15 protein-coding genes are annotated in these 17,535 nt (G+C 50.1%); 9 read left to right on the forward strand and 6 right to left on the reverse strand.

Features of this window, described 5'->3' with window-relative positions; translation table 11 throughout:
* Window positions 1-19 precede the first annotated feature (19 nt).
* From CWI83_RS09425 to djlA, 3 genes are read left to right on the forward strand one after another with little or no spacing between them, the layout of a single operon-like run.
* Window positions 20-1,024, forward strand: a complete 1,005-nt coding sequence (locus tag CWI83_RS09425; RefSeq protein ID WP_126828421.1) for an aminoglycoside phosphotransferase family protein — start codon at window positions 20-22, stop codon at window positions 1,022-1,024.
* Window positions 1,021-1,695, forward strand: a complete 675-nt coding sequence (gene murU / locus CWI83_RS09430) for an N-acetylmuramate alpha-1-phosphate uridylyltransferase MurU (RefSeq protein ID WP_126828423.1) — start codon at window positions 1,021-1,023, stop codon at window positions 1,693-1,695. Before CWI83_RS09425 ends, murU begins: the two co-directional genes overlap by 4 nt.
* Window positions 1,692-2,480, forward strand: a complete 789-nt coding sequence (gene djlA / locus CWI83_RS09435) for a co-chaperone DjlA (protein WP_126828425.1) — start codon at window positions 1,692-1,694, stop codon at window positions 2,478-2,480. The genes murU and djlA overlap by 4 nt, the downstream gene beginning before the upstream one ends.
* Here djlA and CWI83_RS09440 read toward each other — a convergent pair.
* Both CWI83_RS09440 and CWI83_RS09445 read right to left on the reverse strand, forming a co-directional pair.
* Window positions 2,458-3,126 carry a pseudouridine synthase gene (locus CWI83_RS09440; RefSeq protein ID WP_126828427.1) on the reverse strand — a complete coding sequence of 223 codons (669 nt, stop codon included), beginning with the start codon at window positions 3,124-3,126 and terminating at the stop codon, window positions 2,458-2,460. The genes djlA and CWI83_RS09440 overlap by 23 nt on opposite strands.
* Complete coding sequence (locus tag CWI83_RS09445; protein WP_198677285.1) at window positions 3,123-5,852, reverse strand: SNF2-related protein; 2,730 nt, start codon at window positions 5,850-5,852, stop codon at window positions 3,123-3,125. Before CWI83_RS09445 ends, CWI83_RS09440 begins: the two co-directional genes overlap by 4 nt.
* 172 nt (window positions 5,853-6,024) lie before the next feature.
* Here CWI83_RS09445 and CWI83_RS09450 point away from each other — a divergent pair, with 172 nt between their 5' ends.
* The gene (locus CWI83_RS09450) at window positions 6,025-7,410 is read left to right on the forward strand and encodes a PhoH family protein (protein WP_126828429.1); all 1,386 of its coding nucleotides are present in this window, start codon (window positions 6,025-6,027) and stop codon (window positions 7,408-7,410) included.
* On the opposite strand, the gene ruvX is transcribed toward CWI83_RS09450, so the two are convergent.
* The 4 genes from ruvX to rsmE are packed head-to-tail and all read right to left on the reverse strand — an operon-like array spanning window position 7,407 to window position 10,101.
* Window positions 7,407-7,820 (reverse strand): Holliday junction resolvase RuvX, encoded by a 414-nt coding sequence (gene ruvX / locus CWI83_RS09455; protein WP_126828430.1) that lies wholly within the window; start codon window positions 7,818-7,820, stop codon window positions 7,407-7,409. The genes CWI83_RS09450 and ruvX overlap by 4 nt on opposite strands.
* Before the next feature lie 12 nt (window positions 7,821-7,832).
* Complete coding sequence (locus tag CWI83_RS09460) at window positions 7,833-8,396, reverse strand: YqgE/AlgH family protein (protein ID WP_126828669.1); 564 nt, start codon at window positions 8,394-8,396, stop codon at window positions 7,833-7,835.
* Between the two features lie 5 nt (window positions 8,397-8,401).
* Complete coding sequence (gene gshB / locus CWI83_RS09465; protein ID WP_126828431.1) at window positions 8,402-9,358, reverse strand: glutathione synthase; 957 nt, start codon at window positions 9,356-9,358, stop codon at window positions 8,402-8,404.
* 8 nt (window positions 9,359-9,366) lie between these two features.
* A complete protein-coding gene (gene rsmE / locus CWI83_RS09470; RefSeq protein ID WP_126828671.1) occupies window positions 9,367-10,101 on the reverse strand; it encodes a 16S rRNA (uracil(1498)-N(3))-methyltransferase in 735 nt (244 codons plus the stop codon).
* Window positions 10,102-10,233: 132 nt separating this feature from the next.
* On the opposite strand from rsmE, the gene CWI83_RS09475 reads away from it, so the two are divergent.
* The 5 genes from CWI83_RS09475 to epd all read left to right on the forward strand — a co-directional run bounded on the left by CWI83_RS09475 (window position 10,234) and on the right by epd (window position 17,517).
* Window positions 10,234-12,066: a M1 family metallopeptidase gene (locus tag CWI83_RS09475; protein WP_126828432.1), complete on the forward strand. Its 1,833-nt coding sequence runs from the start codon at window positions 10,234-10,236 to the stop codon at window positions 12,064-12,066.
* Window positions 12,063-13,118 carry an NAD(P)-dependent alcohol dehydrogenase gene (locus CWI83_RS09480; RefSeq protein ID WP_126828433.1) on the forward strand — a complete coding sequence of 352 codons (1,056 nt, stop codon included), beginning with the start codon at window positions 12,063-12,065 and terminating at the stop codon, window positions 13,116-13,118. The genes CWI83_RS09475 and CWI83_RS09480 overlap by 4 nt, the downstream gene beginning before the upstream one ends.
* A gap of 120 nt (window positions 13,119-13,238) precedes the next feature.
* Entirely contained in the window at window positions 13,239-14,387 is a 1,149-nt protein-coding gene (gene metK, locus CWI83_RS09485) for a methionine adenosyltransferase (RefSeq protein ID WP_126828434.1), read from the forward strand.
* An 86-nt stretch (window positions 14,388-14,473) separates the two neighbouring features.
* Complete coding sequence (gene tkt / locus CWI83_RS09490; RefSeq protein ID WP_126828435.1) at window positions 14,474-16,489, forward strand: transketolase; 2,016 nt, start codon at window positions 14,474-14,476, stop codon at window positions 16,487-16,489.
* The gene (epd, locus tag CWI83_RS09495) at window positions 16,486-17,517 is read left to right on the forward strand and encodes an erythrose-4-phosphate dehydrogenase (RefSeq protein WP_126828436.1); all 1,032 of its coding nucleotides are present in this window, start codon (window positions 16,486-16,488) and stop codon (window positions 17,515-17,517) included. The genes tkt and epd overlap by 4 nt, the downstream gene beginning before the upstream one ends.
* The last annotated feature ends 18 nt before the right edge of the window (window positions 17,518-17,535 follow it).

The raw sequence follows: 17,535 nt of genomic DNA on the forward strand, positions 1-17,535 counted from the left end.
CTGCCAGAAAGGATGTCGTTTGAAAAACAATCGAAAACTAGCATTACAGGCTTGGTGTGAGGCCCGTATCGGCATGCAGCCGAATGGACTAGAGTCAGTCTCAGGGGATGCCAGCTTTCGGCGCTATTTTAGGGCCTATCAAGACCATCGCAGTGTGATTGCTGTGGACGCCCCACCGCCGCAAGAATCTTTGCAGCCATTTATGGCGATTGCCAAGGCTTATGCTGCGGCAGGAATTCAAGTGCCCGCTGTGATCGATTTTGATGAGGAGCAAGGCTTTATGCTATTGAGCGACTTCGGCTCAACCCTCCTCCTCGCAGAGCTTACTGAAGCAAATGCGCCACGTTATTATCAGCAAGCGCTGGCGACGCTCCCGCAAATTATGCAAGTGACTGCAACCGAGCTGGGACCCTTACCGCGTTATGATGAAGCCCTACTGCGACGTGAACTAAATTTATTCTACGACTGGCTCGTAACGGTGCATTTGGGCTTAGATCTGAGCCCTGAGCAGAACCAAATTTGGCAGAACTTTGCCGGGCAGCTGATTGATAATGCCTTAGAGCAGCCACAAGTCGGAGTGCATCGTGACTATCATGCTCGAAATTTGATGGTGACATCTGACTCAGAGCTGGGTTGCATTGACTTTCAAGATGCCGTAGTTGGACCGATAACCTACGACGCAGTCAGTTTGTTACGGGATTGCTATGTCCGCTGGCCGGAAACCTTAGTCGATGAGTTATGTCACTCCTTTTATCAACAATTACAGCAAACTGAATTGCTCGCAGCGAATGTGTCATGGCAGCAATTTCAGCGTTGGTTTGATTTGATGGGGTTACAACGCCACAGTAAAGCGGCAGGTATTTTTGCACGACTCTATCACCGCGATGGGAAAGCGGGCTATCTGCAGGATATTCCGAATACCTTAAATTATATGCTCAGCGTGAGCGACAAATATCCGCAGTTCAGCGACTTCCATACATTGCTCGCCGATGTTGTGCTGCCCGCTTGGGAGCAAATGCAATGAAAGCAATGATTCTGGCCGCCGGGCGCGGTGAGCGGATGCGACCGCTTACCGATGTGCAGCCTAAGCCTTTGTTGCAGGTTGGCGGAAAGCCACTGCTCGCTCACCACTTGCATAAGTTGGCTGAGCAAGGCATTGAACAGGTGGTGATTAATCATGCTTGGTTGGGCGAGCAGATTGAACAAGAGTTTGGTTCAGGCGAGCGTTTTGGCGTCTCAATCAGCTATTCTGCCGAACCTGCGGGCGGCCTCGAAACAGCGGGCGGAATTATTCGGGCGTTACCGCTGCTGGGCGAGCAGCCGTTTTGGTTGATCAACGGAGATATTTTCACCGAATTCCCATTCGCCGAATTTCCGCGTGAGTTACCGCAAGAAACTGATATGCATCTGCTTTTAGTCAGCAATCCAGCACATAATGCGAGCGGCGATTTTAGTCTGCAAGGTGACCAATTAGTCGCCCCCGAAGCGGTGACATATACCTATAGCGGCATGGCACTGATTCACCCACGGTTATTTGCAAATTATCAAGCTGGCGCTGAATATTTTCTCCCGTTGCGACCCTTTATCGAGCAAGCGATTGCGCAGCATCGAGCCATGGGGAGTGTGATTGGTCAGCCGTGGACGGATGTGGGCACACCGCAACGATTACAACAACTTCGCGAGGTACATGATTGATGTGGGGTAAGATTCTAGGCGCCCTGTTTGGGTTTATGCTCGGTCGTTTCGTCGGCATGATCGTCGGCTTGGCGATTGGTCATTGGTTCGATCAAAGCTTTCGCCGAGCATTTGAATCACAGACTGAGACACGCTCGAGTCATGCACTATTCTCTGAGACCTTATTCGCGGTACTGGGTCATATGGCAAAGAGTAAAGGCCGCGTAACCGAGCAAGATATTCAGTATGCGCAGCAGTTGATGCAACAGCTGCGCTTAGATCAAGCCGCGATGACCGCCGCGAAAGCTGCATTTGCCGCAGGTAAGGCGGCTGATTTCCCACTGGAGCAGCGCGTTAAGGTATTCCGTCGCCAATTTTTCTGGCGGCGTGACATTCTCCAGTTTTTCATGCAACAGGTTCTCATCTTGGCCCTTCATGATGGGGTGCTCGAAGCCGGTGAAAAACAAGTTATTCTGCGCGTTGGCCAAGCACTTGGCTTTAATGCCGCGCAAATTAATGCGTGGCTAAATATGGCGCAGGCAGGACAGCGTTTTACCAACGACCAACACGGTTCACGCCGCGCCAGTGCGGCGGAGCATTTAGCCGATGCTTATGCCGTGCTTGGGGTTGATGCTTCCGCGAGTTCAGCGGAAGTTAAGAAAGCCTATCGCAAATTGATGGCGAAGCATCACCCCGATAAACTTGCAGCGCAAGGCTTACCGCCGGAAATGCGAGAGTCCGCGCAACAAAAAGCGCAACAAATCCAAGCAGCTTATGAGTTGATTAAAAAGCAGCGGGGAGATTGAACGAGAGCCATTGCTCTGTTTCTGGGTGATAAAAACCGAGCTCCTCAGCGTGCAAGCAAAGCCGTGAACTCGCGGCAAAGGCAGCTGGATGAGCGTAGAATTTGTCTCCTAAAATGGGTGTTCCTAAACTTTGCATATGCACGCGTAACTGATGAGAACGCCCAGTATAAGGCGTCAACAAAACCTCAGTTTGAACGGCTCCAGCCACTGTCTGTACCTGCACTGTTTGATAATGCGTGCAAGCAAACTTGCCCAAGCTTAGGTCTACCATCTGCCGTGGTCGATTGGGCCAGTCGCAACGCAGCGGAAGTTCAATTGTTCCTGCTCGTGCCGGCAGCTGACCCGCAACTAAGGCGCGATAGCGCTTGTGCACTTGGCGGCGTTCGAATTGCCGTTGTAAATGCGCTTGTGCCGATTTGTACAAGGCAAACACCAACAATCCGGAGGTTGCCATATCAAGCCGATGGATAATTCGGGTGCTCGGCCAGACGCGCGCTAAGCGGCTGCTAAGGGCATCATAGTGGGCCGGGTCTTTACCTGGCACACTCAATAACCCTGGCGGCTTATTGGCCACAATAATTGCCTCATCTTGATGCAAAATATCAAGATAAGGGTCAAGTGGAGGCTGATAAGTTAATAGCGTCATTGCGGCACATTCACTATCACACGAATACTATCTAATTGTAGCACCGGAGCTGTTAACGCTTGCATTAACGTGTGCTGGCGCCGGCGTACCTGCTCGATATCTTCAGCAGTAACGGCTGGATTGCGGGTGCTTAGGTAGCGCAGGCGCTCTATTTGCTGCCCCAGTTGAGTTTGTAGCCGTTGTTGCGCTCGCTCAATCAAGGGTTGCTGCAATTGCTCCGCTGGTTCCCACGTACTGCCCAGTAATTGCTGAATGGGACTCCGTAGTTGTTTGAGAATCAGCCGCGCTTGCTTTTTATCGACATGCCGAAGCTGTGCTTCAAGCGCCTCTGCAGCAACGCGTTCGCTGAGGTTTCGACCGGTGCTATCGACAAATACACGCAACAATTGCGGAGGATAAAACTCTTGTCCGGCAAGATGTGCTGGTGCCAGAATTTCTGTTTTGAAATTCACTTCAAGGAACCAAGTGCCCGCTGCTAACGCACGATTATTCAGCAAGCCCACGCAAGTGCTGCCAAATGGCTCGCGCGCAAAAAGTTCAAGTGCTTCTTGCACATGGGGATGATCCCAGGTTAGGTACACCACATCCTCATGATTTAAAGCATAGTTGCGGTCGAACGTGACGGTCAGTCCTTCATCGTTAATTCCGCTAAGCGGAACACGCAGGTGTTCAGTCGGGCGTAACCAGCCGGTAAGTTGGTCTAAACTGTCATATTCAAGGCCAAAATGTTCCCAAAACTGGAGCAGGAATTTGCGCAGTGGGAGCTGTTCCGTAATTGCCTCTATGCTGTTAACAAGTTGCTCGGCTGCAGCTGGACGACACGCATTTAATTCTTGTAAACGATCTCTGCCCTGTGCGACTTGCTCGCGAAGTTCTTGTGCGGCAGTTTGAGTTGCAGTTGCTAATGTCTGTAGCGGGCCATGCTCAGGTGAGCTAAGTTGCTCGAGTGCGGCAACCTGGTCGCGGAATTGCGCAAACAAGCCCGAACCAATGGCATTTGGCTGGGCAAACGCCGCCATTGCTTGGTACCAAGTGAAACGAACCTGATCTTGCCAACCCAGCAATGGCACATGAAGGTGAACTTCACTCGCTTGACCGATACGGTCTAGGCGACCAATGCGTTGTTCCAGAGTATCCGGGTGTGCAGGGAGATCGAATAGAATCAGATGTTGAACGAACTGAAAATTTCGACCTTCACTGCCAAGTTCCGAACAAATTAGAATCGGGCAAGCTTCTTCTGGATTGGCAAAATAAGCGGCTGCTCGATCGCGCTCGATCAAGGTCTGTTGCTCATGAAAAAGTGCCGCGTAGATACCCGCTTTCACTCGCAGGAACTCTGCAAGCTCTAATGCCAAGCTACTGCTTGCACAAATCAGCACAAATTTTTCACCACGCTGCTGCTTCAGTAGTTGCAATAGCCAATCTGCTTTGCTGTCGGAAGTGAGCGGATAGTCATGCAAAATCCGTTTTGGGAAGCCACCGACGTGGCTTCGGCTATTGCGAAACATCACTCGCCCAGTGGCGTGGCGATCGAGCAACTCGGTCAGCAAGTGATGGCGCTGTTCGGATGTCTCCGTAGCGAACTCTTGCTGGCCTAATTTTTCGGTTAGCACATCGATTTGACTGGTGCTAAGGGAGTGATCGGTAGCAAGGGTCGCGGCGATGTCCGCCAGTTGATGATAGTCCTCTTGTTCGCGACAAAACGCCGGATAATCATGAAAACGTTGTGGATCCAATACCGTTAGCCAATCAAAGTGTGCTCGTAAGCCGGCTTGTTCAGGCGTCGCAGTCAACAGGATAAGACCTGTCTCGGCGGGGCAAAGTTGGCGTATTTTGAGCCCAGCTGCACTGGTTGGATTAAGCTGATGCGCCTCATCAATGATGACGAGATCCCAGTTGACCTCGGTTAATTCATCGCTCCAGAGCGGATGCTGCAATAGGGATTGAGGGATTAACACCCGTTGCTCTGTTGAAAATACCGCTTGCTCACCACTTAAGCTTTGCTCACATCGCTGTTCATCAAATAGGCTCACAGTGAGTCCAAAGCGTCGTTGTAATTCAACTAACCATTGATGGCAAAGTGCATCCGGAACAATAATAAGCAAGCGCTTACTACGCCCCGTTAACAGCCTACGTTGGATGATATAGCCTGCTTCAATGGTTTTGCCAAGGCCAACTTCATCGGCCAACATCACTCGCGGCAGCGCGCGATTGGCCACTTGATCAGCGACGTAAAGCTGATGAGGTAACAATTCAGCTCTTGCACCGAGCAGTCCAACGACGCCAGATTGCTGCCACTGCCCAAAGTACTTGAGCGCTTGCTGGCGCAGTCGGTAGAGATCAAGGCGATGGACTTTACCGGCAAGGATCCGAGTCAGAGGATGACTCGTCGCCACATTTGCAGCTAACTGTGTCTCGATAACGGTAACGGCTTCACCGCTATCTTGGCGAGTCCCGAAATAGTGGTGCACACCTTGTTTAGTTTCTATCTTTTCAACGCGAAAATTCCATCCTGCTTGATGGCTGCCGATATCATCGACAAAAAGTTGGTAACGCGCCAATGGGGCGGCGTCCATGGCGTAGTGGCGGATTTCTTCGGTTGCAGGAAATAAGAGGGTTAGCATCCGTCCTTCAATTTGCGTCAGTAGACCGAGTCCTTGCTCAGTTTCCGTTTCGCTTAACCAACGCTGGCCGACAGCGAATTGAGAGGCGTCATGTATGCTCAAAATCCTAGATCCTATAAGCTTGTTTGAAAGGGCGCACATGGTAACGAAAATCGTTACAGAAAAAAATTTCAATCTTCACACAAATTTCCCTAATTCTGCGCTAGGCTAGAACTAAGGGTTAAAACAAAACTGCCGTTAAAATAATGACAAAAGCCCCGTGAAAAGGTGACACATGACCGCTACACAACCTAAGTATTACCTCCTCGATACCAATATCTTATTGCACGAACCTCTCGCATTCCTAAATTTTGAAGAAAATAACGTCATCATCCCGATGGTCGTATTAGAAGAACTGGATAATATTAAGGACCGCAAAAAGGATGTGAGTCGCGAAGCTCGGGTGGCGATCCGTTCACTTGAAAATGCGCTAAAAGACGCAACTCCTGAAGAAATCGTTGCAGGTGTTCCGCTAAGTAATGTGACGGGTGAGCACAATGCAGGTGGGCATTTGGCAATCTTTCCTGACTACCAGCTAAAGCAGACCGAAGCCGCACTCAACTTATCGGAAAACGACCATCGGATTATTCAGTCGGCTTTGGCACTGCAAACGCGCTATAGCGATAGCAAAGTGGTGTTGGTGACCAAAGACATCAATATGCGTCTCAAAGCGAAAGGTGCGGGTGTGAAGTATGTCGAGGATTACCGTACTGACCAACTGATTGATGATATTCGCTTTTTATCCAAAGGTTTCATTGAACTTGAAGGTGATTTTTGGTCTGGCGTAGGCGAGGTCACCAGTGTTCAAGAGGGCCGCGAGACTTATCATGAAGTCGCTCGTGATACTTTGCCGGCGGTATTTCGCAATCAATATGTGATTGATGAGAGTGATCAGTTTGCTGCAAAAGTTGTCGGCTATGATAGCAGTTATGTGCGGCTCCAAGACCTCGGTCAAGACCGCATGATGGCCGCTCGCGCTTGGGGAATTCAGCCGAAGAACATGTATCAAGCGATGGCGATGAACGCCTTACTCGACCCAGCCATCGACTTGGTGATTTTAACGGGTCCTGCTGGCAGTGGTAAGACGTTGTTAGCGCTAGCGGCGGCGCTCGAACAAGTGGTTGAACTTGGCATCTATGAAAAAATTATTGTAACTCGGAATACTCCAGAAATTGCTGAATCAATCGGTTATTTGCCAGGTACTGAAGAAGAAAAAATGGCTCCTTGGTTAGCAGCGATTACCGACAGCCTGGAGGTCCTGCACAAGCATGATGAAAGCATGGAATCAAGCATGGAATACATCATGAAGAAAGCCAATATTCAGTTGAAATCATTAAACTTTATGCGCGGACGTAGTATTCAAAATGCGTTTGTGATTTTGGATGAGTCACAAAACCTAACGGCTTCGCAATTAAAGACAATCATCACTCGATGTGGCACTGGAACGAAAATTATTTGTACCGGTAACCTCGCTCAGATTGACAGCTATTACCTGACCGCAGTGACGTCAGGTTTAACCTATATTGTGGAGCGCTTCAAAGATTACCCAGGCAGTGCGACGGTCAATCTGAACGGTGTGGTCCGTAGCAGTCTGGCAGAGTACGCCGAGGAAAATCTCTAGCTTGAGCTTTGCAGGTAATCTTCGAGGATGAGTTGAGCCGCCGCGCTATCGATATTGCCTTTGCTGAGATTTCGATAGCCGCCGCTGGAGAATAATTCCTCCTTCGCAGCAACCGTGGTGAGGCGTTCATCCTGTAAGTCCACCGGGAGACCGAAGCGACCATGAAGGCGCTGGGCAAATTTACGAGCTTTCGTTGTGAGCTCTTGTTCAGTGCCATCCATGTTGAGCGGCAGGCCGACCACCAAACGCTCGGGCTGCCACTCTTTGATGAGCCGTTCAACTAAGTGCCAATCGGGTTGCCCTTCTTTGGCTCTGAGAGCAGCGAGGGCACGCGCACTGCGGGTGATGGTTTGACCCACTGCAACACCAATACTATGCGTGCCAAAGTCGAATCCGAGTAAGGTGCTCATGACTGTTTCCCGTTATGCATGCCCGGCCCCGGGAGCGAGTTGCCATACATCAATCCCCAACATTGCTGCGGCTTTTTGCCAACGTTCAGCCGCGGTTGTGTTGAACAGCACCTCCGCATCGGCAGCGCAGGTCAGCCAACTATTATCGGCAAGCTCCTGTTCTAGTTGACCGGCTTCCCAACCGGCATAACCGAGAGTAATAAGATAATCTTGCTCGAAGTCTCCTGCTGCGATGTCCTCAAGAACATCAGTCGATGTGGTAATCACCACTTCTGGACTAATTTGCAGTGAGCTGCGCCAAGTCTTTTCGCTCGGCCGATGGAGGACAAATCCGCGGTCACGTGCTAACGGGCCACCTGCATAGACATGTTGTTGCAAGGCAGGGGTATCATGACTGGCAATTTTAATTTCAAGTTGCTGCAATAAGTCAGCAACTTGTACATCAATCGGGTGATTAATGACCACACCCATCGCACCCTCATCATTATGCTCGCAGATATATGTGACCGAGCGCTGAAAGAATGGATCTTCCAAGTTCGGCATGGCGATAATGAAATGATTTTGCAAACTTTCCATTTTGCTCATGAGGCGTTTCGTTCCGCTACTTTTTGTTCAACCGCGGTAAATACCTTCTCGGCAATATTTAAGCCGAACTCGTCTTCGATTTCACGCATACAGGTTGGGCTGGTGACATTAATTTCAGTGACCCGATCGCCAATAACATCGAGTCCAACAATGACTAGGCCACGACGTTTTAACTCGGGGCCAATAGCGTTAGCAATCGCCCAGTCTGAATCACTTAGCGGTTGCGGGCGACCACTGCCACCGGCTGCTAAATTACCGCGCGTTTCTCCGCCGGCCGGGATCCGAGCCAAGCTATAGGGCATCGGTTCACCATCAATAATCAAGATGCGCTTATCACCTGCGGTTATTTCAGGGATGTAACGCTGCACCATGCAGTAGCGTTGACCATGCTCAGTCAGTGTCTCGATAATGACCGAAAGGTTTTGGGCGGCTTCGTCAACCCGGAAAATGGAGGCCCCACCCATCCCATCGAGTGGTTTTAGAATCACATCACGGTGCTCTGTATGAAATGCTTTGATTGCAGTTTTATCGCGGCTCACCAGCGTTGCTGGGGTCCATTGTGGGAACCATGCGGTGAAGAGCTTTTCATTACAATCGCGCAAACTCTGAGGGCGATTGATAACCACCGTGCCAGCTTGCTCGGCCAACTCGAGCATATAGGTCGCGTAGACATATTCTGTGTCAAATGGAGGATCTTTACGCATAAAAATAGCGGCAAAATCGCTTAGTTTGAAATCTTCAGCTTCCCCGAGAGTATAGAAATCCATGGCTTGGTCACGCACAGTGACAGCTCGTGCACGACCATAGGGAATGCCATCTCGGATCGATAAATCAGCCATTTCGAGGTAGTAGCATTGATGCCCGCGAGCTTGTGCTTCAAGCAACAGTCGAAAACTCGTGTCTTTATGGGGTTTAACTGTTGCAATTGGATCCATGATCATGGCTATTTTCATCGTATACCTCAGCTTAAATCGCCAAATTGATATTGTAGTACGGTTAGCGCTGCAAGCGCGGCTGTTTCTGTTCTCAGAACCCTTGGTCCGAGTCGAATGGGGTGAAAGTTATAGGTTGTTGTTAAGGTAACCTCAGGCTCACTAAAGCCGCCCTCAGGACCAATCACTAGTTGGATTTGCTCTGCAGTTACTTGTTGTTGAGCCAATGGCGTTGCTGCACCTGGGTCGAGGGTCAGGCGCAGGGCCTGCGGTAATTTCTGTAGCCAATGCTCAAGGCTGAGTGCTGGGTGAACCACAGGAACGTGACTGCGTCCAGATTGTTCACAGGCACTGATGACTATTTTTTGCCACTGTTCAGTTTTTTTGAGAAGACGCTCACCGCTTAACTTTACCCCACAGCGTTCGGTGAATAGCGGAGTGATTTCGGTCACCCCTAATTCGACCGATTTCTGTAATACGAAATCCATTCGGTCGCCCCGAGAGATAGCTTGACCAAGATGGATTTTAACATTCGATTCACTTGGATTTGAGCGTTGCGCTTTGATTTGAACCACCACCTTGCGCTTGTCGGCTTGCATGATGACCGCGGGATAATTGTGTCCATCGCCGCAGAACAACTCGAGCGCTTGGTCAACTTGCATACGCAATACTCGACCAACATGGTTGGCCGCCTCGGCGCTCAATTCAACGGTCTGCCCAATACTTAAGCTGCTGGTTGGGTGATAGATTCTAGGGATCCGCATGGATTGCCACTCATACTCCAAGTTCGATAGAGCTTGCAGTTTAGCAGACCCCATGCGTTGCACAAAAGCATTTGACCTGAACGCCTTCGGCCGTGATCATGGGGTATCAGATGATTAGAAGGAAAAGCCACGATGAAACGTTTTTTAAGCGTCCTGCTGGTATTGCTTTGGAGCGCTACTGCAACGGCGCAAGACCAGCATAGTTATGCGCAATTAGAGCGCATCAGTACGCCCCACCTGGAACTCGACTTAGTTGTCGACTTTGAGCAAAAGCAGGTACGGGGGACAGCTGAGTACCGCCTGCAGCGACATCAAGCCGCAACTGCACTGACCCTCGATACGAGTGAGCTCACGGTCACGGCGGCTGAAATAAAGGTTGCAGGAAAGTGGCAAGCGACAACCTTCACCCTTGCCGAAGCGCATCCAAGCCTTGGCTCCAAGCTTACTATCGAGGTTGGCACTGAGGCAACGGAGGTGCGGATTCACTATGCTAGTGCGCCAACTGCAAGTGGTCTGCAGTGGTTGAGTCCAGCGCAGACTGCGGGCAAGCAGCACCCCTTTATGTTTAGCCAATCGCAGCCTATTCATGCGCGTAGCTGGATTCCAATTCAAGACACTCCTGCTTTACGGCTGACCTATAATGCTAAGGTCCGAACTAAACCGGGTTTGCGGGTGGTAATGAGCGCGGATAATAGTCTCGAGCCTGAGCCCAGCGGGAGTTATGAATTTTCGATGCCGCAACCGATCCCACCTTATCTTATTGCGATTGCCGCCGGTGATCTTGAGGTGAAAAGTATCAGCGCTAACGTTGCGGTATTTGCCGAAGCTTACATCTTAGCTGACGCAGCCTGGGAGTTTGCTGATACTCCGGCGATGATCGAAACGACCGAGGCCATGTATGGACCATACCGCTGGGATCGCTACGACTTGTTAATTCTGCCACCAAGCTTTCCGTTTGGCGGCATGGAAAACCCCCGTTTGAGCTTTATCACGCCAACGGTTATTGCGAAAGACCGTTCGCTGGTCAACCTGATCGCACATGAACTTGCTCATTCTTGGTCTGGCAACTTAGTGACCAATGCGACCTGGCGCGACCTGTGGATTAATGAAGGGTTCACCAGTTATGTTGAAAACCGCATTATGGAGGAGTTGTTTGGGGTCGAGCGAGCACAAATGGAACTGGCGCTGGGATATCAGGATTTACTGGCAGACCTCGAGAGTCTGGACCCTGCTGATACCATTATGCACATCGATATTGGCTTGCGGCATCCTGATGAGGTGTTTTCGCAAGTGCCTTATGTGAAAGGCCAGTTGTTTTTGGTTTATCTTGAACAACAGTTTGGACGCCAGTTATTTGATCAATTTTTAAAGCAGTATTTCGCTGATTGGGCGTTCAAGAGTATTACCACAGCGCAAATTCGAGCGTATCTAATTGAACACTTACTTGAGCCGAATCCAGGTAAGGTCAGTGTGGCAAAATTGGATGAGTGGTTATATCAACCAGGCTTGCCTACTGACGCGCCGCAACCAAGCTCAGATGCGTTTGAACAAGTCGAGCGGCAGATGCAAATTTGGTTAAAAGGTGGACAACTGCGCACCGCAGATTGGACGACCCATGAATGGTTGCATTTTATCAATAACTTGCCGCTGGATATCTCAGCGGTCAATATGGCTCGGCTCGACCGAGAGTTTGGTTTAACCCAAAGCAACAATAATGAAATTGCGCATGCTTGGTTAAAACTCTCGATTATTAAGAAGTATCAGCCTGCCCGGGAACGCTTGCGCGATTACTTGTTGACGATTGGTCGGAATAAGCTGGTTGCGCCCCTCTATCGCGAATTGGCGAAGAACCCAGCTGATCTGAGTTGGGCAAGAGCCGTATATGAACAGGCGAAAACAGGCTATCACCCCCTGACACAAACTGTGAATCAGGCCATTTTATATCCACAAGGAGAAGCACAATGAGTAAAGCTGTAGGTTACGCTGCGAAAGCGGCGGATCAAGAACTCGAGTACTTTGAATTTGAGCGTCGTGAGCCAACCGCTGATGATGTTGAAATTGAAATTCTCTATTGCGGTGTCTGTCATTCTGACTTACACCAGGCGCGCAACGAGTGGGGTGGTACTGTATTCCCGTGTGTGCCAGGCCACGAAATTGTAGGTCGGGTAACAGCTGTTGGCAGCAAGGTCAGTAAGTTTAAAGTCGGTGACCATGTTGGTGTCGGCTGCATGGTTGATTCGTGTCGTACCTGTCATAGTTGCTCGGAAGGGCATGAACAGTACTGTGAAAACGGTTTTGTCGGAACCTATAACGGTGCCGACAAACACTCCGGCGGCGTCACTTTTGGTGGCTATTCAAATCGTATCGTCGTCACGCAAGATTTCGTCTTGAAAGTCGCCCAAGATCAAGACTTAGCAGGGGTAGCTCCGCTCTTGTGTGCGGGTATCACCACCTATTCACCCTTGCGCCATTGGGGCGTTGGCCCGGGCCATAAAGTGGGAGTCGTAGGACTCGGTGGGCTAGGTCACATGGCGGTGAAAATTGCTAAAGCAATGGGAGCAGAAGTGACTTTGTTTACCCATTCACCGAGCAAGGTTGAAGATGCCAAACGTTTGGGCGCAGATCAGGTTGTCATTTCTTCTGATCCTGAGCAAATGAAAGCTTGTAACAACTCACTTGATTTCATTATCAATACGGTTGCTGCTCCGCATCAACTGGATGATTACATGACTTTACTACGCCTCAATGGAACCATGACCTTGGTCGGCTTACCGTCTGAGCCACATCCAACCCCAAACATTGGTAACTTCATTTTTAAGCGTCGTAGTCTTGCCGGTTCATTGATTGGCGGCATCGCTGAGACTCAAGAAATGCTCGATTTCTGTGCTCAACACAATATCACTGCAGATATTGAGTTGATTGCCATGGATGAAATCAACGATGCATTCGAGCGGATGCTACAGAGTGATGTGAAGTATCGATTTGTGATCGATATGGCAACTTTGGCAGTAAATTAAAATTAAGCCAATACAGCTGTAAAGACTTTTAGACGTCTAAAACTGGAAAGGTGGGCGAGTTTTGTATAAACTACGCCCACTTTTTTTGATTGATCGCAAATTCGATATAGGTAGGACGATATGGCACGTCATCTTTTCACCTCTGAGTCGGTTTCAGAGGGACACCCAGATAAAATTGCAGACCAAATTTCTGATGCAGTCCTTGATGCGATTTTAGCGCAAGACAAACATGCGCGGGTAGCTTGTGAGACTTTCGTCAAGACCGGTATGGTGCTGGTTGGGGGTGAAATTTCGACCTCAGCTTGGGTTGATATTGAAGAATTGACGCGAAAAGTAGTGAACGATATCGGCTATACCAGCTCGGATATGGGCTTTGATGGCGATTCATGTGCCGTGCTTAACGCGATCGGCAAGCAATCCCCTGACATTAATCAAGGGGTCGACCGTGGCCTGCCTGAAGTTCAGGGAGCTGGAGACCAAGGTTTGATGTTTGGCTACGCCTCGAACGAAACCGACGTTTTAATGCCAGCACCCATTACCTATGCGCACCGCTTAGTTGAGCAGCAAGCGAAAGTAAGAAAGGAAGGTATCTTGCCTTGGTTACGTCCTGATGCGAAAAGTCAGTTAACGTTCGTGTATGAAGATGGTCGCCCCGTAGGAATCGATGCAGTTGTCTTGTCGACTCAACACAGCGAAGCAGTGAGCCAAAAGGATCTGCACGAGGCTGTGCTTGAGCACATCATTAAGCCAGTATTGCCGGCTGAGTGGATGCCAACTGCAAAGGACCGCATTTTCATTAATCCGACCGGTAAGTTTGTCATTGGCGGACCTATGGGTGATTGTGGACTTACTGGGCGAAAAATTATCGTTGATACCTATGGCGGGATGGCCCGTCATGGTGGCGGAGCTTTCTCGGGGAAAGATCCATCAAAAGTAGACCGCAGTGCCGCTTACGCAGCGCGTTATGTTGCAAAGAACATCGTTGCTGCGGGCCTTGCAGAGCGTTGTGAAATTCAAATTTCGTATGCGATCGGTGTCGCTGAGCCGACTTCGATCAGCTTAGAAACCTTTGGGACTTCGAAATATTCTGAAGAACAATTGATCGCGCTGATTCGTAAGCACTTTGATCTGCGCCCCTACGGTTTGATCAAGATGCTTGACCTAGAACGCCCGATTTATCAACAGACGGCAGCTTATGGTCACTTTGGTCGCGACTCGTTCCCATGGGAGCAAACAGACAAAGTTGAGGCTTTGTTAAGCGATATCTAATTTGCTTCAAGACCCCGAAATGTGGACAATACGCGCTTTAATTATGCAACTTCTGCACCTTCTCAGTTCCATTTCGGGGTTTTGTTATGACAGCAACACATTCGGATCGTAAACATCTTGCCAATGCTATTCGTGCGTTAAGCATGGATGCGGTGCAACAAGCGAACTCGGGACATCCCGGGGCGCCTATGGGCATGGCAGATATTGCCGAAGTGCTTTGGCGCGACTATCTCAAGCATAACCCTCGCAATCCTACCTGGGCCGACCGCGACCGCTTCGTGTTATCGAATGGTCATGGTTCAATGCTGATTTATTCATTATTGCACTTGAGCGGATACGACCTCAGTATCGATGATCTTAAAGCGTTCCGACAGTTGCATTCTAAAACTCCAGGACACCCTGAGTTCGGTTATGCACCAGGAGTTGAAACAACCACTGGACCACTCGGTCAGGGGATCACCAATGCTGTGGGTATGGCGCTAGCCGAGAAGGTTCTAGCGGCTCAGTTTAATCGCAGCGGGCATGAAATCATTGACCATTATACCTATTGCTTTTTAGGCGATGGCTGTCTCATGGAAGGGATTTCGCATGAAGCCTGCTCACTCGCCGGGACGCTTGGTCTGGGTAAGTTGATTGCGTTTTATGACGACAATGGCATTTCGATTGATGGTGAAGTCGAAGGTTGGTTTACCGATGACACTGCGGCACGCTTCCGCGCTTATGACTGGCATGTCATCGAAGCGGTTGATGGTCATGATGCAGCAGCGATTCAACAAGCGATCGAAACTGCTCGGGCAGTGACGGATAAGCCAACCTTGATTATTTGTAAAACCATTATCGGCTTTGGTGCGCCAAATAAACAAGGCACTGAAAGCTGTCATGGAGCACCGCTTGGTGCGGATGAAATCGCCGCTGCACGGGCGCAACTTGGCTGGGAATATGGGCCATTTGAGATTCCAGCTGATGTCTATGAACAATGGTCAGCAGTGGATGCCGGACGCGCAGCTGAAGACGATTGGCAGCAACGTTTTAGCGCCTACCGCAGCGCTCATCCAGAGCTTGCGGATGAACTCATGCGCCGTTTAAGTGGCGAGCTGCCAGAAAGTTTCGAGCAACAAGCGCAAGCGTATATTGAGCAATTACAAGCAAACCCAGCGAGCATTGCGAGTCGCAAAGCTTCACAAAATGCATTGAATGCCTATGGTCCGTTGTTACCCGAGTTACTCGGAGGATCTGCGGACCTTGCGGGCTCAAACCTCACCCTTTGGAGCGGCTCAAAAGGTGTCAGCAAGGATGCCGCAGCCGGGAATTATATCTTCTACGGAGTGCGTGAGTTTGGCATGTCGGCGATTATGAATGGTATTGCCTTGCACGGTGGCTTTGTTCCTTATGGCGCAACCTTTTTGATGTTTATGGAGTATGCTCGCAATGCCGTGCGGATGGCCGCACTGATGCAACAACGTAGCATTTTTGTCTACACCCATGACTCGATTGGTTTGGGTGAAGATGGCCCAACGCATCAGCCGGTAGAGCAAATTGCAAGCTTGCGCATGACGCCAAATATGAGTACTTGGAGACCTGCGGATCAAGTTGAATCGGCGGTTGCTTGGAAGCTCGCGTTGCAGCGTAAACACGGCCCAAGCTCACTTATTTTTAGCCGTCAGAATCTACCGCAACAGGAGCGCAGCGCAGACCAACTCGCGAATATTGAGCGCGGTGGCTATGTCTTATTCGATAGTCCGGCTCACCAGCCGGAGCTGATTCTGATTGCAACTGGCTCTGAAGTTGATTTAGCGATGCAAGCCGCACCCCAAATTGAAGCGATGGGCGTTGCTGTACGGGTCGTTTCTATGCCATCGACAGATACCTTCGATGCACAACCTCAGTCTTATCGCGACACTGTCTTGCCCCCAACTGTTACCAAGCGAATCGCAGTTGAAGCAGGTATTGCCGACTACTGGTATAAGTATGTTGGTCTATCCGGCAAAATTATCGGAATGCAGAGCTTTGGCGAATCAGCCCCGGCTGGCGATCTGTTTAAGCACTTTGGCTTTACGGTTGAGAATGTGGTTCGTCAAGCACAGGAGTTACTGCACGGATGAGTCCCCAACGCCGCGCTAGAATTGGCATAAATGGATTTGGCCGGATTGGTCGCAGTGTCCTGCGAGCTTTCTATGAGCGCGGTTATGCCGATCAGTTTGAAATCGTCGCGATTAATGAGCTGGCGCCGGTCGCCAGTATGGCGCATTTATTAAAGTATGACAGTTCCCACGCACGGTTTGAGCAGCCCGTGGTTGCCCACAGTGATCGCTTGCAGGTGGGCCAAGATCAGATTCAAGTGTCTGCTGCGCAAACCATTGCTGAGTTACCGTGGCGCGGGTTAGCACTCGATATAGTGCTTGATTGCACGGGTGTATTTGGTGATGCAGCAGCTGGTCAAGCCTATCAGCAACTCGGTGTACCACGCGTCTTGTTCTCCCATCCGGGAAAACCGGATGTCGATTTTACCGCGATTTACGGGGTTAATGATGAGCAACTGACTGCAGCGCATCGGGTGGTGTCAAATGGCTCGTGTACGACGAACTGCATCGTCCCGGTGATAGCGGTCCTCGATCAAGCGTTTGCGATAGATAGTGGTGCGATCACGACGATTCATGCGGCGATGCATGATCAACAAGTGATCGATGCTTATCATCCTGATCTGCGTTTGGCGCGTGCAGCGGGACGTTCGATTATTCCGGTTGATACCCGACTCGCAGCGGGGATTGAGCGGATTTTGCCTAAATTTGCAGGTCGCTTTGAAGCGATTCAAGTGCGGGTTCCAACGACCAATGTGACCGCCATGGATTTAAGTGTCACGGTTGAACGAGAAGTCTCAATTGCGGACGTGAATCAGGTTCTCGCTGAAGCCGCGCGTGGGCCACTGGCCAAAGTCTTGGGCTTTGTTGATGAACCTTTGGTGTCGATTGATTTCAACCATGACTCGCGCTCGAGTATTGTCGATGGCACCCAAACCCGAGTCGCTGATAAGCGTCTGATTAAAGTATTATGTTGGTGTGATAACGAATGGGGCTTTGCCAACCGAATGTTGGATACCGCAACCGTTATGACACGTTTTGAATTGGCTTGATTGGATTTAAATAAGGAT

The sequence above is a fragment of the Pseudidiomarina taiwanensis genome (assembly GCF_003987435.1).
In the GTDB taxonomy this organism is placed as follows: Bacteria; Pseudomonadota; Gammaproteobacteria; order Enterobacterales; family Alteromonadaceae; genus Pseudidiomarina; species Pseudidiomarina taiwanensis.